This window comes from Halorarius litoreus (assembly GCF_024362405.1).
Classification (GTDB): Archaea; Halobacteriota; Halobacteria; order Halobacteriales; family Haloarculaceae; genus Halorarius; species Halorarius litoreus.
The window spans coordinates 2,984,200-3,006,288 of record NZ_CP101454.1 but is presented as its reverse complement, the minus strand read 5'-3'; the positions used below and the strand labels follow the sequence as shown (position 1 = coordinate 3,006,288).

Here is a 22,089-nt window from a genome sequence, read left to right as displayed (position 1 = left end):
GTCAGTCGGCCGCGGCGCTGGTCGTGCCAACGCCGGGCGAGTCGTCCATGATTGCCTCGCGCACCCACTCGACGGCCTCCTGAGCGCGGTGTCGCTTGTTGATCTGTTCGGCACCCGTGGGGTCCTCGTTGCGTGCGACCTCGCCGAACTCCTCCCAGTCGAGGTCCGACTCCTCGACGTGGTAGCGCTCCTCGGACTCGTCGTACTCGACGCGCGGTGTCTCGGGTATTTCGAGGCCGTACTTCTCGGCCTTCGGGAGGTAGGCGTTGAGGAACGCGGTCCGCAGGTCGTCGTTCGTCATCGTCTTCAGCCCGACCTCCATCGCGAACCCGCCGTGGACCGACTTGTCGTTGGTCGGCCCGAAGAACTGGAGGATGCGCGGCCACCACGTCTCGAACGCCTCCTGCAGGAGCTCCTGGTCACGCTTCGAGCCAGAGGCGATCTCGCGGAGGATGTCCTCGCCGTGTTTGATGTGGAACCCCTCCTCGAAACAGATCTTGTCGATGGCGTGTGCGTACGGCTCCCAGGAGGTGCGCTTGAGCGTGGCCTGCCGGCGCATCGCCGCGCCGTCGACGAAGAACATGATCATCGGCAGCTCGTACCAGCTGTCGATGGGGTAGTGGAAGCAGTTGAGGAACTTCCCCTCACCGTTGGCGAGTTCGTCGAGCATCTGTTCGCGCGTCTTGATGCCGAGGTTCTCCGCGGCGCGATAGAGCAGTTGGCCGTGGCCGATCTCGTCCTGCACCTGTGCGCTCACCGCGAGCTTTCGGTCGAGGCTCGGCGCCTGTCTGATGTACGGGCGCTCGATGTACGCGCCCATGATCTCGCTGTTCGCGTGGAACTGTATCATCCGGGTCGCCGCCTTCCGGTACTCCTCCGGCATGTCGTCGCCGGGGCCGAACTCCCGGGGGCCGGCACGTGCTTTCACCGCCTCGATGTCCATATTTGCCGCTTTCGACCCGGAGCGCCGTAGCCACTTACCCGTTCATAGCGCGGTTTTATATACTATCTCACACTAACGTTTCTCATGATTTCGGAGTGCCTCGTCGTCGAGTTCCGGGTGACCGGCGACGAGTGCCCCCTCGCCGACGCCTCGCGGACGGTGGGGGCAACCATCGACGCGCTGCCGCCGCTCCGGCGCAGCGACGGCAACACGCTGTTGCACTTCAGCACGACGAACCCCGACGTCGGTTCGGTCCTCGACGCAGACGACAGGGTCCGGTATCTCCACGGCTCGCGGGCCGGCGACCGCCACAACTACCGCTGTCTGTCGAAGCAGCCGTGTACGGTCAACGACCTCGTCGACGTGGGGTTCCTCGTCGACTCGACGCACCACGCCCACGGGACCGAACGCTACGCCGGGGCGGTGGTCGGCCACGAGGTGCTGGAGGGCGTCCTGGAGGCTGCGGGCGAGACGGTCGGCGTCTCCATCGAGCGCATCTCGCCGCTCGGCGACGACGGTGACGAACCCGTCGCGAAACGCTGGGACATGACCCCGGCACAGGAGGAGGCAGTCCGTGCGGCCTACGAACTCGGCTACTTCGAGGTCCCCCGAGCGGTCACGGCGAGCGATGTGGCAGCAGAACTCGGCGTCTCGAAGTCGGCGTTTCTGGAGCGGCTTCGCCGGGCACAGGGCTCCTTGTTGGGGCAGGTGCTCTCCTGACGCTCTAGCACATCACTCGCGGAGAAAGCGCGCGACCGCCCCGTCGAACCGCTCGGGGTGTTCGATGACCGCGTCGTGTCCCAGCCCGTCGAGTCGCTCGAACCGACAGTCCAGTCCCTCGGCCGTCGCGGCGAACGCCTCGGGAGTGAAGAAGGGGTCGCGCGTCCCCCCGACGACGAGCGCGGGGCAGTCGACGTCGTCCAGAAGCGGGATGCCGTCGAAGCCGAGTGACGCATCGACGGCCGCGGTGAAATCTCCGAACGCGATGGGTTCGGAGACGAGCCAGTCCCACACGGCGCCACCCCCCGTCCCGAGCGTACGGAGGGGTTCGGTGACGACCGCCCGGACGCCCATCCGGTAGATGCGACGCCACTCGCCATCTATCGCCCACTCACGCCACGTCCGAAGCGACTCGCGGCCGTGCCGCGAGAGTCGTGCGGCCGCGAGTCCACAGACGAGCGACCGGACGCGGTCGTCGGTCGCCGCGAGTCGGAGGGCGAGGAAGCCCCCCATCGAGATGCCGAGCACGTCGGTCGACCCGAGCGTGTCCAGCACCCGCGCGTAGCCATCGGCCATCGGCGCGACGTCGCCCGTGGCGCCGCGGGGACGCGAGACGTAGTGGACCCGGCGCGACACACCTGCCGACGCACACCGACGGGAGAGTCGCCGACAGTACGCGAGGAACGCCGCGTCGAACCACGGGTAGTCGCCAGCGCGGGCCAGGGGGTCGTTGAGCCCCGGAATCACGACGAGCGGCGGGCCCGTGCCGTACGCGACGTACGGATGTCCGGCGATGCTCCCGGTTGTAGCGGGGCCGAGCCTCACAGGCCGAGGAACGCCTCGGCGTTCTCCCAGAGGAGTTTCCGCTGAACCGACTCGTCGAACCCGAGGTCGGCGAACTGGTCGAGCCACGGCCCCGGCTCGATCATCGGGTAGTCCGTCCCGAACATCACCTTGTCCTGCAGGATGGTGCGGGCGTAGTGGAGCACCTGGTCGTCGATGTATTTCGGCATCCACCCCGAGAGGTCCATGTAGACGTTCCCTTTCTGCTGGCAGATGGCGAGCTGCTCCTTCTCCCACGGGAACGCCGGGTGCGCGAGCAGGATGTCGAGGTCGGGGTGTTCAGCCGCGACGTCGTCGACGAGCATCGGGTCGCCGTACTTGATCTTCAGGCCGCGACCGCCTGGCGACCCCGCGCCGAGCGTGGAGTTGCCCCCGTGGAACACGACCGGGACGCCGAGGTCCTCGATGGTGTTCCAGAGGTGCTGGTGTTCGGGTGCGGAGGGGTCGAACCCCTGGGCGATCTGCTGGAACTTGAACCCCGAGAGGCCGAGGTCCTCGACGCAGCGAATCGCCTCCTGTACGCAGTCGTCCTTCAGCGGGTCGACGCTCCCGAACCCGACGAAGAAGTCGGGGTACTCGTCGCGCACCGCGGCGACGTAGTCGTTCGGCACCGGGGGGTTGCCGGTGTTCGTCTCCGCGTCCCATCCGAGAAGGATCGCGCGACCGATACCCGCCTCGTGGTAGTCGGCGACCATCTCGTCGTAAGTGCCAGGGTCCATCTCCGCGCCGAACTTGGTCGCGGCGTCCCGCATCATCTGCCCGCCCGCATCCTCCAAGAACTCCTTGGTGGGCTGGTGGGCGTGGGTGTCGATGGCCCGGGGCGCGTCCTCGGCGGCGAGTACGTCTATCATCACTCCGGCTTCGTCCGGAGGTGGCAAAAGTTGCGGCGGTCGTTCAGCCGCGATGGTAGAGGTGGAGGTCGACCTGCTCCGGGAGCGACCGGAGTTCCGGCGTCAGGTTCCAGACGCTCGTGTAGACGAGTTCGTCCGCCGACCGCAGTGACTCACGGGTCTCTCGGTGGTCGATTCGGTCGAGCGACCCCCACGGCTCTACGACGACGTCCGCGTGGAGCGTGTTCCTCTCGACCCGTACGTCGCCACCCGGCTCCAGCATGAGAGAAATCGGCGCGTCTGGCGTCGAACGCATCTGCAAGACGAGCGTGAACACGTCGCCGCCGTCGTTCGAGAGCGTGTCGACGAGGTGGTCGTCGGTATCCTCGGTGACGAGGTCACGCGCCTCGTCCGGGGCGACTATCGCATACACGCCGTCGTCGCCGTCCGGTTGGAGCCCGTGGGCGATCTGGAGCTCGTCGGCCGGCTGGAGGACGCCGGACCCGGACTCGGGCCGGAGGTCTGGTGCGGTGAGGCTGGAAAGCGAGGAGCACCCACCGAGCGCAGCGGCTGCGGGGAGGGTGGCGAGCAGGGACCTGCGACGCATACCTGCAACCTGTCTGCGAGCAGAATAGTCCTTGTGGTCGGCTACTCGTCGGGCTTCCGCTTGAACATGAACTTCATATCGCCCTCGAAGACGCTCTCGCCGTCCTGGTTCGTGGTGAGCGCGTCGATGACGACGAGGCCGGCGTCGTCACGCGATTCGAGTTCGCGCTTCTCGGCCACCTCGAACGTTGCGGAGATGGTGTCGCCGACGTAGACGGGGTTCTTCAGGTCCATGTAGTTCATCCCGAGGAAGGCGATGACGCGGCGCTCGACGAACCCGCAGCGGTGGACGAACCCCGTCGTGAGGACGAACGTGAACGGGCCGTGGCCGATGCGCGCGCCGTACGGGCCGTCCTCGGCGTACTCGTCGTTGGTGTGAATCTCCTCCCAGTCGCCCGAGACGGCCGAGTACATCTCCAGTGCCGACTCGGTGACGGTCCGACCCGCGCTCTCGAACGTCTGTCCGACCTCCAGCTCCTCGAAGTAGTGGGGTTCGTAGGTGACCGGCATACGGCCGGGAGTCGCAGGGGCTGGTGAAATATTTGCCGGCGAACTGGATGTGTCCACACTACTCGCGGTGGTCGAACACGCGCTGGACTTTCCCGGTCGCCTGCCGCTCGATGCCGTCTGGGGGGACGATGGTTATCGCGTCGGGCGAGATGTCGAGCGTCGCGTCGAGCGCCTTTCGAATCCGCACTTCGACGTCCCCGGGGTCGGCGTCCGCACGCCGCTCCACGGTGAGTTCGAGCATATCGAGTGCCCCCTCGCGCCTTTGGTCGATACGGTACTGCGGGGCGACGCCGTCGAAGTCGAGGACGACGCGCTCTATCTGGCTCGGGTAGACGTTGATGCCCCGGACGATGAGCTTGTCGTCGGTTCGTCCACGAACGTTCCCCATCCGCGCGTGGGTCCGGCCGCAGTCACACGGCTCACGGGTGAGTGTCGTGATGTCGCCCGTCCGGTATCGAAGCACTGGGAACGCCTCCTTCGAGAGCGTCGTGAGGACGAGTTCGCCGCGCTCCCCCTCGGTCACCGGTTCGCCGGTGTCGGGGTCGACGACCTCGGGCAGAAAGCGGTCCTCCCAGACGTGGAGCCCCTCCTGCACCTCGGCGCACTCGATGGAGACGCCCGGGCCGATGATTTCCGAGAGCCCGTAGATGTCCACCGCCGCCACACCGAGTTCGCGCTCTATCTCCTCGCGCATCGGCTCGGTGAACGGCTCGGCGCCGATGATGACCGTCTCCAGCGGGAGATCGCGGACGTCGACGCCCATCTCGCGGGCGGGCATACTCGCCTCTCGCAGGGCAGCCGGATAAGCCCCGACGGGCCGACGACAGCGAACGCTTACGTGCCCCGACCCACCAGCCAGCCCATGCACGTAGCTGTACTCGGTGCCGGAACGATGGGGCGAGACATCGCACACGTCTGTGCGGTCGCGGGCCACGACGTGACGCTCCGGGACGTGGACACGGACGTTCTGGACGACGCGCGCGACCACGTCTCCGCGAACCTGCAAGGCGGGGTCGACAGGGGGAAACTCACCGATGGCGAGCGTACGGCCGCGCTCGACCGCCTGACGTTCACCGACGCCCTCGACGCGCTCGCTGGCGCGGACGTCGCCATCGAAGCCGTCCCCGAGAACATGGAGCTCAAACACGCAGTCCTCTCGGAGGTCGAACCCGTCGTCGCCGATGACGCGCTCGTCGCCACGAACACCTCGTCGCTCTCCGTGACGAGCGTGATGGACTGTCTCGACGACCCCTCGCGCGGCGTCGGCCTCCACTTCTTCAACCCAGCCTACGTGATGGGGCTCGTCGAGGTCGTTCTCGGGGAGCGCACTGCCGTCGAGGCCGAGGCAGTCGAGTTCGTCGAGGGAATCGACAAGGAGGCCGTCGTCGTCTCGGACACGCCCGGGTTCGCCTCCTCGCGGCTCGGCGTCGCACTCGGCTGTGAGGCGATGCGGATGGTAGAGAGCGGCGTCGCCTCCGCAGAGGACATCGACGCGGCGATGGAGCTCGGCTACCGGCATCCGATGGGCCCACTGAAGCTCACGGACGTGGTCGGGCTCGACGTCCGGCTCGACATCCTCGAGTACCTGCGTGAGGAGCTCGGCGAGCGGTTCCGGCCGCCACAGGTGCTCAAGCGGAAGGTCCGGGCCGGCAAGCTGGGAAAGAAGTCCGGCGAGGGGTTCTACGTCTGGGAGGACGGTGAAGCGGTCCGCCCAGCCGACGAGTAAGATGTCGACCGACGACTACGACTCGACGGCCGAGCCGACCCCGGAGGCCGTCGTCGACAAACTCGCTGAACTGAAGAAACAGGTCGACGACCCTGAGGCGAAGCAGCAGGTCAAGGAGCTGATGGTACAAGTCGCAGAGCTCCAGCCCCGCGGTTTCGGCAACGTCATCGTCGGCTTCGACCGGACGGACCTCGCGGAGGCGGCGCTCGGCGCGCTCCTGTTCGGCATCCCGATGTTCGTCGAGAGCGGGACGAGCGAGGTGGGGGCGGTACTCGCTGCTCGGCCGCTCGCGCTCGTCGTGACGCTCGCTGCTGCCGTCGTGCTCGTCTACGGCATCATCTACGTCGCCGACTTCCAGGACGTCCGCGTGCAGAACCCGATTTTCGGGCTCGTACCGCGGCGGCTCGCCGGCGTCACGAGCGCGTCGTTTCTCACTGCGCTCGTCGCGATGACGGTCTGGGGGCGCGTCGACTGGGCGACCCCTTGGCTCGCGGTCTGCACCGTGAGCGTCGCGTTCGTCCCGATGTCTATCGGGGCGGCTCTCGGCGACATCCTGCCGGGGTCGTGACTCAGTGACGCGCCCGCTCCGGCACCTTTGAAAAGGGTTAAACCTCGCCGCCACACACCTGAGCGTATGAGCGAAAGCGAGCAGAAGAGCGCACGGAAGTGCGTCTCCTGTGGCATCAACATCTCCGGGACCGGTGCTGCCCGATTCAAGTGCCCCGACTGCGGGCACGAGATCTACCGGTGCGCGAAGTGCCGCAAGCAGAGCAACCTCTACGAGTGCCCGGATTGCGGGTTCATGGGGCCGTAACCATGGGGAAGGTCGCCGCCAAGATGAAGGTCATGCCGCAGAGCCCCGAGGTCGACCTGGACGCGCTCCAGGACCGCCTCGAGAACGCCCTGCCCGAGGGCGCGAAGATCAGCCGTGTCGACCGTGAAGACGTCGCGTTCGGCCTCATCGCGCTGCTCCCGACGGTCATCGTCCCCGACGACGCCGGCGGCAGCGAGGCCGTCGAGGAGGCGTTCGAGCAGGTCGATGGCGTCGAGTCCGTCAAAGTCGACCAGGTCGGCCGCATCTAAACACCCACGTTTTTGCACTTCACTCGCCTCGCCTCAAGCTGAGTCGCTTCGCTCCTCAGCCACGACCCTCGCTCGCTCCACTCGCCAGGACTCCGGCGAGACTCGTTCAGGCAATTCACGCGGGTATCGGCCTGCTCCTTTGCTGCTCACCATTCTACTGGTGAGGATTCCGAACGCAGTGGAGACACGCGAAGAGTCCGTGGAAGCACTAGCCACGCACGGCCCGTTTCTCGCCCCTGAACGCCTGGATGTACTCTGCACACAGCTCAGGATACGAGAGGAACGGGGCATGGGCGGCGAGGATAGTCTCCACGCTTGCATCCGGAATCACATCAACCCCCGGTCGGAAATCCTCGGGACTCCCGATCGGGTCGTTCTCGCCCCAGATCGCTAGTGTCGGCTGTTGGATTCCAGCCAACTCGTCATCGTGCAGGGGAATCGACCGGTGCCAGCCGAAGACCGAAAAGAACGCGGCGAACTCGCTCAACATCGTCTCGGACGACTTCGGATCCCGTGTCTCGGCAACCATCGCCTGGATGAGGGCGGGATACGCTTGAATGGCCTCGCGCTCACCGAACACCTCAGCGACATCGAGGACGCCCGCCTCACCCGGTTTCCCCATTCGTTGGAGTACCCGTCTGAGGACGGGGACGGTCATCAGTCGGAGTACGACCGGTGGAGTAGCGCCAGGGAATCCTGCGCACGCGCCGATCAAAATCAGCCGTCGAACGCGGTCCGGGCGAGCCAGCGCGAACTGGACAGTCGCGTAGCCGCCCATCGAATGCCCGACGAGGTCGACCTGTTGGATTCCCATGCGGTCGAGAACGCCCTCGAGGACATCGACGGCCGTCCGCCGGAGGTTCGCCTCGGTGTATCGGAAGTCCCCGCTCAGGCCGTACCCCGGGCGATCGAAGCCAATCAGATGGTGGTCGTCGAGTTGGGCCATGAGCGGTGCGAGGAACGCACCGAAGGCACCACCGCCGTGTACGAATAGCAACGGCACCCCGTCGTCTCGCGACACGGCTTCGAAGATGTGGAGCCGAACGCGTGGCTCGTCGAGATCGACGAGATGCGACGTTACGTCAAGGTTGACCGACTCGAACAGCTCGCTCTGAGCGGCCTCGAAGTCGTCCGATCTCGGCCCAGCTTCGCTCCGATTTGTCGACCGGATGTCTCCGAATCGACTCGGGAGCTGATTCATGGTTCACCGGAACCCCTAGGCCTTCGGAAACCCTGTAACTGCCGAGTGAAATGTTTCACCCCATGAAAGGCTCGAACTGAGCAGCGCAGAGTCCAACGATACGTCTGATGGGCGATTGTCATGGATGTTACACGTGCTCTAGTCCCGAATGCGAAACACGCGCCCAGTATTCAGCACGGTTCTCTGGAAATGGCAAACTGCATGAAGATATCTTCCCGGTAACTACGCCAACCCTATCGAACGGGATGGAGAACCATTCTACACTGCGTAGAAATCCAGTCTATTGCTCCCAGGCCGAACCGGGCCTGACACGAAACCAGTCAGACCAGTCCAGCCGTCTCGAACGCCTGTTCGAGGTCGCGTTCGAGGTCGTCGACGTGTTCGATACCCACCGACGCCCGAATCAGCCCATCAGTGAGTCCGATGGCCTCCCGCTCCGCAGGGGGAATCGCGGCGTGGGTCATCGCCGCCGGCTGTTCGATGAGGCTCTCCACGCCACCCAACGACTCCGCGAGGGTGAACACCTCGGTCTCGGAGACGACGGTCGAGGCCTCTTCGAGCGTCGCGTCGAGTTCGAACGAGAGCATCCCGCCGAAGTCGTCCATCTGTCGGGCCGCGAGGTCGTGCTGGGGGTGTGATTCCAGCCCGGGATAGTAGACCCGGTCGACACAGGCCTGTCCCTGGAGCCACGCCGCGAGATGCTTCGCGTTCGCGCAGTGGCGGTCCATTCTCACTGGGAGGGTCTTCGTTCCGCGGAGGACGAGGAAGCAGTCGAACGGCCCCGGTGTGGCCCCTACCGAGTTCTGGTAGAACCCGAGGCGCTCGTCGAGAGCCTCGTCGTCGGTGACGAGCGCGCCGCCCACGACGTCCGAGTGGCCCCCGAGGTACTTGGTGAGCGAGTGTGAGACGATGTCCGCGCCGTGTTCGAGCGGCCGCTGGAGGTACGGCGTCGCGAACGTGTTGTCCACAGCGCATAACGCGTCGTGGTCGTGCGCGACCGCCGAGAGTGCGGCGATGTCGACGACGCGCATGAGCGGGTTGGTGGGGGTTTCGAGCCACAACAGTTCGGTCGCTTCGCGCATCGCCTCGCGGACGGCCTCGACGTCGGTGGTGTCCACGAACGAGAACTCGAGGTCGTACTCCTCGTACACCTGCGTGAAGATGCGGTGCGTGCCTCCATACACGTCGTCGCTCGTGACGACGTGGTCGCCAGCGGAGAGGAGGTTGAGAACGGTGTTGATGCTTCCCATCCCCGACGAGAACGCGCGGCCGTACTCGCCACCTTCGAGCGCCGCGAGGTTGGCTTCGAGGTCGCTTCGGGTGGGGTTCCCAGTGCGAGAGTACTCGAAGCCACGGTGGTCGCCAGGGCCGTCCTGTTCGTACGTCGAGTTCGCGTAGATGGGCGTCATGAGCGCGCCCGTCTCCGGGTCGGGCTCCTGCCCGGCGTGGATGGCGCGGGTCTCGATGCGGGGCTCGTCGTCCATGGGTGGCCTGCGGTGCCGTGGCGTAAATCCCTGTCCCTGTCCCCCGTGCGTCGAGGTATCGAGCGCCGAAACGCCGAAGATGTTTATAGCCAGTCACCATTCAGTGAGACGTATGCGACGTCCTCGCGGTCAGCCCGACTGGGGTGACGACACGTGAGCGGAACGGACGGTCCCATCGCCCCGTGGGCGTTCCGGGCAGCCCTCTCCGGACTCCCGAGCGCCGAGGTCCGGGACATCCTCGAGAGCGACCGCTGCCCGCAGCCCGAACCCGGACAGGACCCGACAGTCGTCGAGGAGGACCGCGACGTGATCGTCATCCGCGACGCCGAAACGAAGAGCCAGTGGCTGCGCAGCGACACCAGCGTCTCGCTCGCGGACCGTCGCTGAGGCTCGCGGGCGGGGAACGCACGTTTTATAACGCCGTCGTTACTACGCGCAGGTACGACTATGCCGAGTTCCAATGGTCCACTCGAGGGAACGCGGAACAAACTGAAGAACAAGCCCCGCGAGCGCGGCACGTCGCCGCCACAGCGCGCTGTCGAGCAGTACGAGGAGGGTGAGAAGGTCCACCTCAAGATCGACCCGTCGGTGCCCGGCGGACGGTTCCACCCGCGTTTCACGGGTCACACGGGTACCGTCCTCAGCCAGCAGGGCCGCGCGTACAAGGTCCAGATCAAGGACGGCGGGAAGACGAAGACCGTCATCACCAAGCCCGCCCACCTTCGCCGCCAGACGAACGAATGACGATCTTCAAGGAGATCGTCGAGGAGGAGTATCTCACCGTCAGCGAGGTGAAAGCGGACCTCCAGGCCATCGAGGAGGAGCGCGCGCTCGACGGGGAGCGGGAGATGCCGTACGAACTCGCCCGCGCGATCGAGCACGCCAACCGCTTCGCGGTCATGACGCCCGAGAGCGCCCAGGAGTTCGTCGAGGAACTCCTCGAACTGGAGAAGGTGGACGAGGCGACCGCGTACAAGATCGTCAACCTCCTGCCGCAGGACCGTGACGAACTCCGCTCGCTGTACGCACAGGAGCGCTACGCGCTCGACGGCGACGAACTCGACGAGATCCTCAACGTCGTCGCGAAGTACGCCTGAGTACGCCTGATTTTAAATACGCGCTCGTCCTAATCGCTGACATGAGTGACCCCGGGAGCGGCGAGACGGTCGACGCGGTGGTACTTGACTACCTCCCGACGGGACGGCCGGACGACGACCGCCCCCAGTACCAGAAGGACCCCCTCGCGTACGCCCTCGGGACGGAGGACTTCCGGCTGTACGAGCTCGTGCTCGACGAGGACGCCCACGTGCTCGTGGGCGACCGGCTCGTCGTCGAGCCGAAGGAGGCGCGCGAGGAGGTGGTCGACTTCGACTACGTCGACGTCTCGGGGCTGTCGAGCGCGGCTCGGTCGGAACTGGAGTACGCGGTCAACGCCCTCATCGACGAAGACGAACAGCGGTTCGTGGACTTCTACAACGACGCCCAGCCAATCACGCTTCGGCTCCACCAGTTGAACCTCTTGCCGGGCATCGGGAAGAAGCTCCGCAACACCATCCTCGACGAGCGCAAGCGCAAGCCGTTCGAGTCGTTCGAGGAGGTCGAAGAGCGGGTGTCGGGGCTCCACAAACCCCGCGAGGTGCTCGTCGAGCGCATCATGGAGGAGCTACAGAAGGACGACCTGAAGTACCGGATCTTCGCGCGCCGGGAGACGCAAACGAAGTGAGCGGCCCCGAGCGGACGAGCGCGTCCTCCGGGGCTGTTCGCCGGGCGAGTCGGGCGCGACCTGAGCCCAGCCGACTCCTGAACGCTTTTTACTGCGAGTCCACTCTCCACGGGTAGTGACCGAACGCCGACCCCGTGACCCGGACGCGCTCATCCGCCGGGCCGGTCGTCGGGGGAACCCCGACCGCGACCAGCACTTCCTCGTCGACGACCGCGTCCTCGACCGCATCCCGACGTACCTTCCCGACGACGTCGACCGGTCGCACCTGCTCGAAATCGGTGGCGGTGCCGGCGCCCTCACCGACCGCCTGCTCGCCGTCGCCGACCGGGTGACCGTCGTCGAACGCGACCCCGACCTCGCGGCGTTCCTCCGTGAGGAGTTCGCCGCCGCCGTCGACGAGGGACGACTGACCGTCGTCGAGGGTGACGCACTCGACGTCGACCTCCCCGACTTCTCGGCGTGCGTCTCGAACCTCCCGTACGGTGTTTCTTCAGAGATCGCGTTCCGGCTCCTGCCCGAGAAGAAACCGCTCGTCCTCATGTTCCAGCAGGAGTTCGCCGAGCGGATGGCCGCCGAGAGCGGTACCGACGAGTACGGCCGGCTCTCGGTGACGGCGGGCCACTACGCCGACGTCGAGGTCGTCGAGCACGTCCCGAAGGAGGCGTTCGACCCGGTGCCCCGCGTGCAGAGCGCGGTGGTCCGTTGTACGCCACGCGACCCCGACTACACCGTGCCCGACGAGCAGTTCTTCCTCGACTTCGTCACGGCCTGTTTCACCCAGCGTCGGAAGACGATGCGGAACGCGGTGCGCAACACCGCGCACATCTCCGGACTCGACGACCCCGATGCCGTGGTCGACGCGGCCGACGAGGCGCTGATGAGCAAGCGCGCGGGGAAGGTCTCGCCGGCGGAGTTCGCCGAACTCGCCGCGCTCGCGTGGGAGGTGGGGCGATGACGCTCCTCCAGGCCGGGACCCCGACGGGTACTAGCGGCGGCATCCTCGGTGAATTCCTCGCCAGCCGGCCGGAACAGTACGTCGCGACCCTGCTGCTGGCTCTCGCGTTCCTCGCGACGACGGCGCTGGTGTACCGGCTCGGGGACAACCTCAAGTCGGAGATGGAGTCCGAGAGCGCGGAGGCGGTGCAGGCCATCGTCGTCACGGCGCTCGGAGTCGTCTCCGGCGTGCTGCTCGTGCTGGTCTGGCGGGCGACGCGCTGGGTAGGGGAGGCGCTGGCGACCATCGAGCCGTCGCCGACCGACGGCGTCAAGGTGCTCATCACGGTGCTCGCGTTCGGCATCGCCTACACCGGGACGCGCATCACGAAGCGGTTCATCCGGTTCGGCGAGGGGCGCAACGCCATCACGAACCACCAGCGCGAGATACTCCACCACGTCCTCCAGCTCGTCGTGTACCTGCCCGCGATCGCGTTCACCGTCGCCATCTGGGGCGTTCCCGCCGAGGACCTGTTCCTGTCGGCGAGTGTGCTGGGTGTCGTACTCGGGCTCGCGGCCCGGCAGACGCTCGGTGCGGTACTCGCGGGGTTCGTCCTGCTGTTCTCCCGGCCGTTCGAGGTGGGTGACTGGGTGGAGATCGACGACAACGAGGGCATCGTGACCGACATCTCAATCGTCAACACGCAGCTCCAGACGTTCGACGACGAGCTGGTGATGATACCGAACGACCAGATCACCGACGAGGCCGTCGTCAACCGGTCGCGCAACGACCGCCTCCGCGTGCAGGTCGACGTGGGCGTCGACTACGAGACCGACGTGGCACACGCCATGTCGGTGGCCGCCGAGGCGATGGACGGCATCGACATGCTGATGGACGGCCCCGAACCCGACGTGGTCGTCGAGCGGTTCGGCGACAGCGCGGTCGTCCTCAACCTCCGGTTCTGGATCGAACACCCGACCATCCAGCGGAAGTGGGCCGCCCAGAATCGGGTCATGGAAGCGGTCAAGGAGGCGTTCGAGGAAGAGGGAATCGCCATCCCGTTCCCCCAGCGCGTACTGTCCGGCCGCGAACAGGCCGGTGGCCTGCAGGTCACGGGTGGGGCCGTCGACGCCGCTGCAGACGGTGCCGAGGAGGAACCCGAAGCGGCCGTCGAAGCGAGCGCCGACGGCAACGGTGAGGGGAGCGCGTGACCGACCTCGCCGAGCGTCGGGGGATGGAGACGGAGGTGTACCAGCCCGCCGAGGACTCCCGGCTCCTGGCGGCGACGGCGTGCGACGAAATCACGGGCGACGAGCGCGTCCTCGAAGTCGGGACCGGCTCCGGCTACGTCGCCGAGCGGGTCGCCGCCGAAACCGGTGCCACGGTGTACGCGAGCGACCTGAACCCGTACGCCTGCGAACAGGCGCGGAACCGCGGGGTGCCGGTCGCCCGCGCCGACCTCACCTCGCCCTTCCGCGCGGGCGTCTTCGACCGCGTGCTGTTCAACCCGCCGTATCTCCCCCGCGACGAGGACGCCGAGCGCGACGACTGGATGGAGGTCGCGCTCACCGGCGGCGAGACCGGACGGGAGGTCCTTGAGGCGTTCCTCGACGACGTGGCGCGCGTGCTCGCGCCCGGCGGGAGCGTCCTCATGCTCGTCTCGACGCTCACCGACATCGAGGCGGTCGCCGCGTACGCGGCCGACCGGGGCCTCGCCGCCGAGACGGCGCGCGAGGAGAAGTACCCGTTCGAGCGACTGGCCATCCTGAAAATTACTCCAGAACATTAACCTACTTCGCAAATATTAAAGAGCGTCATGACCGAGTGGCGGTAATGACAGAACTGGTCGCGACGACACCGGGGCTGTTCCCGCTCCCCGACTGGGCGAAAGAGGAACTCTCCGACCTGAAGGGTCACCAGAAATCCGACCTCATCAGCGGCGACGAGGGCGGCGACATCGCCGACGCCTACGAGCGTGCCCGCGAGGAGGTCATCACCGTACAGACGGACGCCGGCCTCGACCGCGTCGTGGAGGGGCAGCTGCGCTGGGACGACATGCTCGCGCACCCGCTGGCGGTCCACGAGAACGTCGAGACGCGCGGCATCGTCCGCTACTACGACAACAACAACTTCTACCGCGAGCCGGTCGTGACGGGCGACCTGACGTTCGACGGCGACGTCGCCGCCGAACTGGAGGCCGCGGCTGAACAGACCGACGCCCTGCAGGCCGTCCTGCCGGGCCCGTACTCCCTCTCCGAACTCGCCACCGACGAGCACTACGGGAACGACGAATTCCTGGAGGCCGTCGCGGAGTTCCTCGCCGGCGAGGCGGAGGCGTTCCCGGACCACGAGACGCTGTTCCTGCTCGAACCCTCGCTCGTCGAGGACGCACCCGGTGACGGGCTGGACGAGCGGGCCAGCGAGGCAATCGACACGGTCGCCGCGGCCGTCGATTCGGACGTGGTCGTGCACCCGTACTGGGGCGCCCTGGATGAAAAGGTGTACGCGCACCTGATGGATGCCGACGTCGACGCCATCGGCTTCGATCTCGTCTCCAACCACGAGCAGAACGTCTACAACGTCCAGGAGTACGGCACGAAGGACTCCGTCGCACTGGGCGTCGTCGACGGGCAGAACACGCTCGTCGAGGAGCCCGAGACCGTCCGCGAGCGGTTCGACTGGTTCGACGACCAGGTGCCGGCCCAGGAGTTCGACACGGCCTACCTGACGGCGAACACCGAGCTGTTCTATCTCCCGGTGAACAAGGCCGAGGCGAAACTGGAGACGCTTGCGACCGCCGCCGACCTCGAAGAGGTGACACAATGAGCGAGAATAGAGAGCAGTTCCGACCCCCGGAGCACCCGACCGACCACTTCCTGCTCACGACCGTCGTGGGCTCGTACCCGAAGCCGAAGTGGCTGAACCGCGCGAAGGATCTCCACGAGGACCCTGACGCGAAGTTCACCGACGAGCACCTCCACGAGGCCGAGGACGACGCCTGCGAGGTCATCACCCACGAACACCAGCGCGCGGGCCTCGACGTCGTCGTCGACGGCGAGATGCGACGCAACGAGATGGTCGAGTTCTTCGCCCACCGCATCGACGGCTACGAGTTCAACGGCCCCGTCAAGGTGTGGGGGCACAACTACTTCGACAAGCCGTCTGTGGCGGACGAGGTGGCGTACGACGAGCCGTGGCTCGTCGACGAGTTCGAGTTCACGACAGGAGTGGCGGACCGCCCGGTCAAGGTCCCCATCACGGGCCCGTACACGCTCGCCAACTGGTCGTTCAACGAGGCGTACGAGAACGAGGAGGAACTCGCGTACGACCTCGCGGACCTCGTGAACGAGGAGATCGAGAAACTCGTCGAGGCCGGTGCGCGCTACATCCAGATCGACGAGCCCGCACTCGCCACCACCCCCGACGACCACGCCATCGTCGGCGAGTGTCTCGAACACATCGCCGCGGGCATCGACGACGACGTGCGGCTCGGCCTGCACGTCTGTTACGGCGACTACTCGCGTATCTACCCCGAGATGCTCGACTACCCGGTCGACGAGTACGACCTCGAACTCGCGAACGGCGACTACGACCAGCTCGACGTGTTCACCGCCCACGAGTTCACCAAGGACCTCGCGCTCGGCGTCGTCGACGCCCACACCGCGGAGGTCGAGCCCGTCGAGGTCATCAAGGAGAACATCAAGAAGGGGTTCGAGGTCGTCCCCCCGGAGCGACTCACCATCTCCCCGGACTGCGGCCTGAAGCTCCTGCCGCGCGACATCGCGTACGGCAAGATGGAGAACATGGTGAAGGCCGCCCGCGAGGTCGAACAGGAACTCGACGCCGGCGAGATTACGGTCGGCTACGCCGGCGCACAAGCCCCGGCCGACGACTGACGCGGTCGCCGTCCGCCCCCCTTACCTGATTCCCTCCGCGGCGGAGGACAACGCACTTCTTTCAGAGCGTTCGACGCTACGCCATGCCAGCGGGAGCCATCATCGCGGGCGGCGAATCGACCCGGTTCGGTGACGCCGACAAGGCTGTCGCCGACCTCGCCGGTACCCCGATGATTCGGCGGGTCGCCGACCGGCTCGTGGGGGTCGTCGACGCGCTCGTGGTGAACTGCCGTGCGGACCAGTGGGACGCAATCGCCGAGACGCTGGCCGACTACCCCCTCCCGGTATCCTACGCCATCGACCCCGAACCCGACCAGGGGCCGATGGCCGGCATCCGCACGGCGCTCAGGGGGGTCGAACGCGACACCGACGCCGAGTACGCGTTCGTCGCGGCCTGCGACATGCCGTTTCTCGACGCCGACGTCGTCGACCTGCTCTTCGAGCGCGCGGCAGGCCACGATGCCGCCGTCCCCCGCCCGGACGAGTGGTACGAGACGACCCACGCCGTCTATCGAGCGCGCGAGATGGCCGATGCCTGCGACGCGGCGCTCGCCCGCAGTGAGGGGAAGATACTCGCGCCACTGGAAGCGCTCGACTGGGTCGTGGTCGAAGAGTCGGCGCTTCGAGAACGGGGGTCGATCGAGACGTTCCGAAACGTCAACACCCGCGAGAAGTTCGAGCGGGCGGTGCGGGACCTCGCCTAGCCGTGTCGCGCACCGAGTGACATCGTGAAGGGGAGGTCGTGGTCGACGTCGGCCCACCACCGGCCCGCGTCGTCTTCGGTCATGCCGGGGACCTTCTGGAAGTCGCACCACGCGAACTCGTGGAGGAACTCGATTCGGAGGCCAGCGTCGGCGAGGGCGCTGACGATGCCGCCCATCGTGTGGGGGAAGTCGACGGCGTGGGTGTGCTCGAACTCGGCGTCGAAGTCCGCATACGATCCCTCCGCCTCGTACTCGATGCCCTCGTCGGCGAAGTACGGCCAGCCGATGGTCGCCGTGTCGCCCGCGTACTCCACGAACGAGTGGGTGACGGGGTGGAGTTCGATGCAGTAGAACGTGCCGTCGTCTGCGAGATGGGCAGCGACGGTCTCGGCCCAGCGGCCGATATCGGGGAGCCAGTAGACGGAGCCGAAGCTGACGAACACGGCGTCGAACGTCCAGTCGAGTCGAACGTCGAGCACGTCGGCCTCGACGAACTCGGCTCGGTCGGCGTAGCCCGCTCGCTTGGCGAGATCGCGGGCCTGCTCGACGGCGACCGGCGAGGAGTCGACGCCCACGACCTCGTCGGCTCCCTCTCGGAGCCACGCGAGCGTCTCGAGGCCGAAGTGACACTGGAGGTGGAGCAGATTCCCGTCGGGCGTGAACTCCTCGCGCGCTTCCGGTGGGAGGGGCGTCCCACCGTCGAGGAACCCCTCGACGTCGTAGTAGTCGGTCCCGGGGTGGTACGCCGCCCGCTCGTCCCAGTGTTTGCGGTTCAAGTCGACGGCGTCGTCCATGCACGGGGGAGCGACGGAGAGGGTGAAAGCTTTCGGGGCGGACGAGTCACCCGCGCAGGGCGTCGACCGGCCGCTCCTTCGCGGCTTTCCACGCCGGATACAGCCCCGAGATGACGCTCGTGAGGACGCCGAACGCGAGCGCCGCAAGGTAGAACACGACGTTGCCGGGCTGGAGCGCCAGCAGTGGGTCGCCGAGCGCGAACTCGGCGATGACCGCGCCCGCGCCGACGCTGAGGACGACCCCCACGAGCCCGCCGACCAGCCCGAGCAACATCGCCTCCGTGAGGAGAATCTTGAGGACGTCCATCCGCTGGTACCCGACGGCTCTGAGGACGCCGATCTCGCCCCGGCGCTCGATGGTCGACATCAGCATCACGTTGAGGATGCTGACGCCGGCGACGACGAGCGAGATGGAGCCGATGCCGATGAGGAACAGCGAGAGCGTGTCGAAGAACGACCCGATCTGGTCGGTGATCTGCGCGAACTCGAAGATGCTCACGCGCTCCTCCCGATCGTTCAGGTCCGCGCGGATGGACTCTGCCGTGGCGTTGGCGGCCTCGCCGGTCTCTGCGGTGACGACCACCTGCTGGAACCCCGTCGTGTTGACCGCGCTCGGGGGAACGATGACCGAACCGCCGACGTTCACAGGCGAGAAGCCCCCCTGCGGTTCGAGCACCGCGCGCACCCGGTACGTCCGGTTGTCGACCGTGATGCTGTTCCCCTCGCGGATGTCGAGCCGGTCGGCGAGCGCCGCACCGACGAGCGCTCCGTTCCGAAGGGGGTCGGGGATACGGCCCTGTCTCGCCGTGTAGGCGTCCGCCGGGTTCTCGATGCCGTACGCCGTCGTGAACGTCGTCTGCCCGCCGTAGGTGAGCTGAACCTGCGTCTGCTTGAGTGGGACGACCGTCGCGCCCTCGGCCGCGCGGCGGATGGCCCGCACGTCGCGGTCCGTCAGACTCCGAACGCCCTCCTCGGCGTTCGGGGAGACGATGAGTTGGTTGCCGATGTCGCCCAGCGACCCCACGGCAGCGGTCTGGAGCACCGAGCCGAACACGCCGAGTGAGGCGATGGCGACGACGCCGATGACGATGCCGAGCATCGCCAGCACCGTCCGGGCCGTGGTGCGCGAGAGGTTGCGCCGGGCCATCAGCGCCGTCGGGAACCGCCGATACAGACCGTCGAGCAGGCTCATCGCTCGAGCATCCCGTCGACGATGGTGATGGTGCGGTCGGTGAACTCGGGCACCTGCGGGTCGTGGGTGACCGCGACGACGGCAACCCCCTCCTCCTTGATGCGCTCGAACTCCTCGAGCACCTGTCTGCCAGTCGCGCGGTCGAGGTTCCCGGTCGGCTCGTCAGCGAGCAACAGCCGGGGTTCGTTGACGAGCGAGCGAGCGATGGCGACCCGCTGTTTCTGCCCCCCGGAGAGCTCCGAGGGCTTGTGGTCGAGCCGGTCGCCGAGGCCGACGCGCTCCAGAAGCGAGGTCGCCCGTGCCTGGGTCTGGGGGTCGCGGTCGAGCAACGCGGGCACCTCGACGTTCTCTAACGCGGTGAGCGTGGGAATCAGGTAGAAGTTCTGGAACACGAAGCCGATGGTCCGCTTTCGCGCGAGCGTCTTCTCGCGGTCCGAGAGCGTCGTCACGTCCTCGCCATCGAGTTTGACGGTCCCCTCCGTGGGTTCGTCGAGCAGACCCAGCACGTTCAGCAGCGTCGACTTCCCGCTGCCCGACGGCCCCATGATGGCGATGAACTCGCCGGGCTCGATGTCGATGTCGACGCCCTTCAGCGCCTCCAGATACCCCTCACCGCTCTCGTACCGCTTGACGAGGCCGCGCGCCTCGACGACGCGCTCGTCGCTAGCGGTCACGGTTGCGCCACCCCACGACGACGACCGCGAGTACGAGCAGGGCGACCGCACCGCCCGCGACGAACACCAGCGTTCCCGGCCCACCGCCGGCGTCGGGTTCGACCGGCTCCGACGACGGCTCGTACGGCACGCTCGTCTCCAGCGTCCGGCGCTCGCCGTCGGCGAGATACGTCACGGTCAGCGGGATCTCCGAGACGTCGCCCTCGACGCTGGCGTACACGTCGAACGAGACGAAGTCGCTGGCGGGGACGCTCCCGACGAAGTACTCGCGGTTGGGCGCGACCCCGCGGACGCCGTCGGTGTCGCGAACCCGGACGATGACGCTGTCGACCTGTCGGAGGCCGACGTTGCTCGCCGCCCCGGTGATGTGGAGCGCCCCGTCCTCGGGCTCGACATCCAGCCCGGTGAGTTCGATCTCGCCGGGGACGTCGGCCGGCGCGACGACCCGCGAGGTGGCCGTGACCGTCCCTTGTCTGTCACCGAGGTCGTAGGTGGTACGCACCGTGACGTCGGCGCGCGTCTCCACGTCCGAGACGTTGAGCCGAACCGTTCGGGTCGAGCCCGCGGGGATGGTTCCGACCGCGACGGGGACGATGCTCCCGTTCGTCGCCTCGCCGCGGATGACGACGTTCTCGATGGGGGCGTTCCCGAAGTTCCCGACCGTGACGGGCACCGAGAGCTGGCCCTCGGGGGGCACCTCGGCGTCGACGGTCACGTCCTCCCGGAGCGCCTCGAACTCGAGGCTCCGCTGTTCGGTCACGGTCCGTTCGAGCCCCGTCGAGGTGCGGTAGGTGACCGTCGCGGTCGCCGTCCACACCCCGGCGCGGTCGGTCCGGACGTCGAAGGCGAACCGCTCTGCCGACCCGCTCTCGATGCGCGGCGCGCCGTCGCTCACCTGTCTGACCTGCAGTTGGTCGCCCGAGAGCTGAACGTCGACGCTGCGAATCTCTCGGTCGAACCCGTTCGAGACGGTGACGTTGACCCGTTCGGCGAACCCGGTCGTGAGTGTCGCATCGGCGCGGATGGAGACGTCGGGGTGGTCGTCGCGCACCTTCACCGTCACCGGATACTCGAGCCGGATGCTCTCGCCGCTGTCGTCTTCACCCACGACCTCGATCCGGAACCGGTGGACTCCGGCCTGCTTGAACGTGATGTCGAAGGGGACGCGGACGCTCGACCCGGGAGTGAGCGTCCCGAGTTCGCGCACGTCGTCCGCACCCCGCGCGGTGTCCTCGGAGAGCCCGCGGACCTTCACGAGCTGCACCTCGAACGACGAACTGCTCGACTGCTGGTTGACGATGGTCGGCGCGACGGTCACGGTCTCGCCGACGATCGCCGGGGCGGGCGACACCTCGACCCCGCTGATGGTGACCTGTGCCTCCTGGGCGGTGACGACCGCGGCCGACGCCGGCAGGACGAGCAGCAGAACGAGGAGGAGTGTGCGCAGCCGCGTCACAGCATCACCCCGAAGCTCTGTGAGAGCCGCCAGAGCAGGGCAATCGCGACGGGGATTCCGACGGTGATAGCGGCCTCACGCTGGCTCAGCCCGCGGACGTGCTTCACGGCGAACGTCCAGAGGAACCCCGACCAGAGCAGGAAGACGATGCCGAGCAGCGAGGCGACGAGGAACTCGGGGCGATTGCGAAGTTCCCGGATGAACGGCTGAATCTGCTGGGGGTCGGCGGGGAACGCGATGCCCGAGAAGACGACGAACGCGACGACGGCGGAGACGATGGTCGCGAAGATCGCGGGGACGAACCCCCAGCCGGTCAGGGCGAGCGTGTCACGGAACGACCCCGTCTCGGCGTCGTACAGTACCGCAGAGATGATCTGAAACGCCCCGGCGAACAGCAGCCACCGGACGAACGGGCCGACGATGGCCCCGACGCCGGCGCTGATGTAGCCGACGAAACTGAACGCCTGTGCTTCCTGCGGGAGGGCCGCGAACGTCGCCTGGAGGGCGGGGACCGAACCGGCGGCACCGATGATGCCGATGAGCAGGAGGATGCCCAGCGGCGGCAGCATCCCGGGGTCGTCCGCCCGCTGGCGGAAGAACTCGTCGGGATTGAACAGAAGGTCTAGCATATGCTGGTGGCACGCGTGAAGTACACTTCAATCTACGCACACGACCTCACCCGGCTATGGGCGGGTGATTCAGGACGGGGCCGACTGGCCACAGCAGCGGCTCGGACGTCGAAACGTGGAAGAAATCGAGAGTGCTCAGTG

27 protein-coding genes and 1 pseudogene are annotated in these 22,089 nt (G+C 67.0%); 15 read left to right on the top strand and 13 right to left on the bottom strand.

Annotated features, from left to right (window positions below):
* Window position 1: 1 nt before the first annotated feature.
* Window positions 2–943 carry a 1,2-phenylacetyl-CoA epoxidase subunit PaaA gene (paaA, locus tag NL126_RS15890; protein ID WP_255195863.1) on the bottom strand — a complete coding sequence of 314 codons (942 nt, stop codon included), beginning with the start codon at window positions 941–943 and terminating at the stop codon, window positions 2–4.
* 84 nt (window positions 944–1,027) lie between these two features.
* On the opposite strand from paaA, the gene NL126_RS15885 reads away from it, so the two are divergent.
* Complete coding sequence (locus tag NL126_RS15885) at window positions 1,028–1,663, top strand: helix-turn-helix domain-containing protein (RefSeq protein WP_255195862.1); 636 nt, start codon at window positions 1,028–1,030, stop codon at window positions 1,661–1,663.
* A gap of 12 nt (window positions 1,664–1,675) precedes the next feature.
* Here NL126_RS15885 and NL126_RS15880 read toward each other — a convergent pair whose 3' ends face one another.
* From NL126_RS15880 to NL126_RS15860, 5 genes and pseudogenes are all read right to left on the bottom strand, one after another.
* The gene (locus tag NL126_RS15880; protein ID WP_255195861.1) at window positions 1,676–2,488 is read right to left on the bottom strand and encodes an alpha/beta fold hydrolase; all 813 of its coding nucleotides are present in this window, start codon (window positions 2,486–2,488) and stop codon (window positions 1,676–1,678) included.
* Window positions 2,485–3,357 carry an amidohydrolase family protein gene (locus tag NL126_RS15875; RefSeq protein ID WP_255195860.1) on the bottom strand — a complete coding sequence of 291 codons (873 nt, stop codon included), beginning with the start codon at window positions 3,355–3,357 and terminating at the stop codon, window positions 2,485–2,487. The genes NL126_RS15880 and NL126_RS15875 overlap by 4 nt, the downstream gene beginning before the upstream one ends.
* A gap of 43 nt (window positions 3,358–3,400) precedes the next feature.
* Complete coding sequence (locus NL126_RS15870) at window positions 3,401–3,943, bottom strand: hypothetical protein (RefSeq protein ID WP_255195859.1); 543 nt, start codon at window positions 3,941–3,943, stop codon at window positions 3,401–3,403.
* 41 nt (window positions 3,944–3,984) lie between these two features.
* The gene (locus NL126_RS15865; protein WP_255195858.1) at window positions 3,985–4,452 is read right to left on the bottom strand and encodes a MaoC/PaaZ C-terminal domain-containing protein; all 468 of its coding nucleotides are present in this window, start codon (window positions 4,450–4,452) and stop codon (window positions 3,985–3,987) included.
* 58 nt (window positions 4,453–4,510) lie between these two features.
* A pseudogene (locus NL126_RS15860) lies at window positions 4,511–5,224 on the bottom strand (phenylacetate--CoA ligase family protein); the annotation flags it as partial.
* A 90-nt stretch (window positions 5,225–5,314) separates the two neighbouring features.
* Here NL126_RS15860 and NL126_RS15855 point away from each other — a divergent pair.
* From NL126_RS15855 to NL126_RS15840, 4 genes are all read left to right on the top strand, one after another.
* A complete protein-coding gene (locus tag NL126_RS15855; protein WP_255195856.1) occupies window positions 5,315–6,178 on the top strand; it encodes a 3-hydroxyacyl-CoA dehydrogenase family protein in 864 nt (287 codons plus the stop codon).
* Between the two features lies 1 nt (window position 6,179).
* The gene (locus NL126_RS15850; protein WP_255195855.1) at window positions 6,180–6,746 is read left to right on the top strand and encodes a DUF2391 family protein; all 567 of its coding nucleotides are present in this window, start codon (window positions 6,180–6,182) and stop codon (window positions 6,744–6,746) included.
* A 66-nt stretch (window positions 6,747–6,812) separates the two neighbouring features.
* The gene (locus NL126_RS15845; RefSeq protein WP_255195854.1) at window positions 6,813–6,992 is read left to right on the top strand and encodes an HVO_2753 family zinc finger protein; all 180 of its coding nucleotides are present in this window, start codon (window positions 6,813–6,815) and stop codon (window positions 6,990–6,992) included.
* Between the two features lie 2 nt (window positions 6,993–6,994).
* Complete coding sequence (locus NL126_RS15840) at window positions 6,995–7,261, top strand: elongation factor 1-beta (RefSeq protein WP_255195853.1); 267 nt, start codon at window positions 6,995–6,997, stop codon at window positions 7,259–7,261.
* A gap of 208 nt (window positions 7,262–7,469) precedes the next feature.
* Here NL126_RS15840 and NL126_RS15835 read toward each other — a convergent pair whose 3' ends face one another.
* Window positions 7,470–8,462 (bottom strand): alpha/beta fold hydrolase, encoded by a 993-nt coding sequence (locus tag NL126_RS15835; RefSeq protein ID WP_255195852.1) that lies wholly within the window; start codon window positions 8,460–8,462, stop codon window positions 7,470–7,472.
* A gap of 320 nt (window positions 8,463–8,782) precedes the next feature.
* Window positions 8,783–9,946, bottom strand: coding sequence for a cystathionine gamma-synthase (locus tag NL126_RS15830; RefSeq protein ID WP_255195851.1), 1,164 nt, complete (start codon window positions 9,944–9,946; stop codon window positions 8,783–8,785).
* Between the two features lie 153 nt (window positions 9,947–10,099).
* Here NL126_RS15830 and NL126_RS15825 point away from each other — a divergent pair, with 153 nt between their 5' ends.
* From NL126_RS15825 to mobA, 10 genes are all read left to right on the top strand, one after another.
* Entirely contained in the window at window positions 10,100–10,333 is a 234-nt protein-coding gene (locus NL126_RS15825) for a hypothetical protein (RefSeq protein ID WP_255195850.1), read from the top strand.
* Window positions 10,334–10,393: 60 nt separating this feature from the next.
* The gene (locus NL126_RS15820; RefSeq protein ID WP_255195849.1) at window positions 10,394–10,690 is read left to right on the top strand and encodes a 50S ribosomal protein L21e; all 297 of its coding nucleotides are present in this window, start codon (window positions 10,394–10,396) and stop codon (window positions 10,688–10,690) included.
* Window positions 10,687–11,043, top strand: a complete 357-nt coding sequence (locus NL126_RS15815; protein WP_255195848.1) for an RNA polymerase Rpb4 family protein — start codon at window positions 10,687–10,689, stop codon at window positions 11,041–11,043. The genes NL126_RS15820 and NL126_RS15815 overlap by 4 nt, the downstream gene beginning before the upstream one ends.
* A 41-nt stretch (window positions 11,044–11,084) precedes the next feature.
* A complete protein-coding gene (locus tag NL126_RS15810) occupies window positions 11,085–11,669 on the top strand; it encodes a DUF655 domain-containing protein (RefSeq protein ID WP_255195847.1) in 585 nt (194 codons plus the stop codon).
* Window positions 11,670–11,784: 115 nt separating this feature from the next.
* Window positions 11,785–12,624 (top strand): 16S ribosomal RNA methyltransferase A, encoded by an 840-nt coding sequence (locus NL126_RS15805; protein ID WP_255195846.1) that lies wholly within the window; start codon window positions 11,785–11,787, stop codon window positions 12,622–12,624.
* The gene (locus NL126_RS15800) at window positions 12,621–13,814 is read left to right on the top strand and encodes a mechanosensitive ion channel family protein (protein ID WP_255195845.1); all 1,194 of its coding nucleotides are present in this window, start codon (window positions 12,621–12,623) and stop codon (window positions 13,812–13,814) included. The genes NL126_RS15805 and NL126_RS15800 overlap by 4 nt, the downstream gene beginning before the upstream one ends.
* Entirely contained in the window at window positions 13,811–14,392 is a 582-nt protein-coding gene (locus NL126_RS15795) for a HemK2/MTQ2 family protein methyltransferase (protein WP_255195844.1), read from the top strand. Before NL126_RS15800 ends, NL126_RS15795 begins: the two co-directional genes overlap by 4 nt.
* Window positions 14,393–14,436: 44 nt before the next feature.
* Window positions 14,437–15,429: a 5-methyltetrahydropteroyltriglutamate--homocysteine methyltransferase gene (locus NL126_RS15790; RefSeq protein ID WP_255195843.1), complete on the top strand. Its 993-nt coding sequence runs from the start codon at window positions 14,437–14,439 to the stop codon at window positions 15,427–15,429.
* Window positions 15,426–16,499 carry a methionine synthase gene (locus NL126_RS15785; RefSeq protein ID WP_255195842.1) on the top strand — a complete coding sequence of 358 codons (1,074 nt, stop codon included), beginning with the start codon at window positions 15,426–15,428 and terminating at the stop codon, window positions 16,497–16,499. The genes NL126_RS15790 and NL126_RS15785 overlap by 4 nt, the downstream gene beginning before the upstream one ends.
* An 83-nt stretch (window positions 16,500–16,582) precedes the next feature.
* Window positions 16,583–17,203 (top strand): molybdenum cofactor guanylyltransferase, encoded by a 621-nt coding sequence (gene mobA / locus NL126_RS15780; protein ID WP_255195841.1) that lies wholly within the window; start codon window positions 16,583–16,585, stop codon window positions 17,201–17,203.
* On the opposite strand, the gene NL126_RS15775 is transcribed toward mobA, so the two are convergent.
* Genes NL126_RS15775 through NL126_RS15755 form a run of 5 tightly spaced genes read right to left on the bottom strand, consistent with a single transcriptional unit; the run spans window position 17,200 to window position 21,948 of the window.
* Window positions 17,200–17,997, bottom strand: coding sequence for a class I SAM-dependent methyltransferase (locus tag NL126_RS15775; RefSeq protein WP_255195840.1), 798 nt, complete (start codon window positions 17,995–17,997; stop codon window positions 17,200–17,202). The two genes, mobA and NL126_RS15775, sit on opposite strands and share 4 nt — an antisense overlap.
* 46 nt (window positions 17,998–18,043) lie before the next feature.
* Window positions 18,044–19,189, bottom strand: coding sequence for an ABC transporter permease (locus tag NL126_RS15770; RefSeq protein ID WP_255195839.1), 1,146 nt, complete (start codon window positions 19,187–19,189; stop codon window positions 18,044–18,046).
* A complete protein-coding gene (locus NL126_RS15765; RefSeq protein ID WP_255195838.1) occupies window positions 19,186–19,863 on the bottom strand; it encodes an ABC transporter ATP-binding protein in 678 nt (225 codons plus the stop codon). Before NL126_RS15765 ends, NL126_RS15770 begins: the two co-directional genes overlap by 4 nt.
* On the bottom strand, window positions 19,853–21,319 hold the full coding sequence (locus NL126_RS15760; protein ID WP_255195837.1) for a COG1361 family protein: 1,467 nt from the start codon (window positions 21,317–21,319) through the stop codon (window positions 19,853–19,855). Before NL126_RS15760 ends, NL126_RS15765 begins: the two co-directional genes overlap by 11 nt.
* Complete coding sequence (locus tag NL126_RS15755) at window positions 21,316–21,948, bottom strand: Yip1 family protein (protein ID WP_255195836.1); 633 nt, start codon at window positions 21,946–21,948, stop codon at window positions 21,316–21,318. The genes NL126_RS15760 and NL126_RS15755 overlap by 4 nt, the downstream gene beginning before the upstream one ends.
* Between the last annotated feature and the right edge of the window lie 141 nt (window positions 21,949–22,089).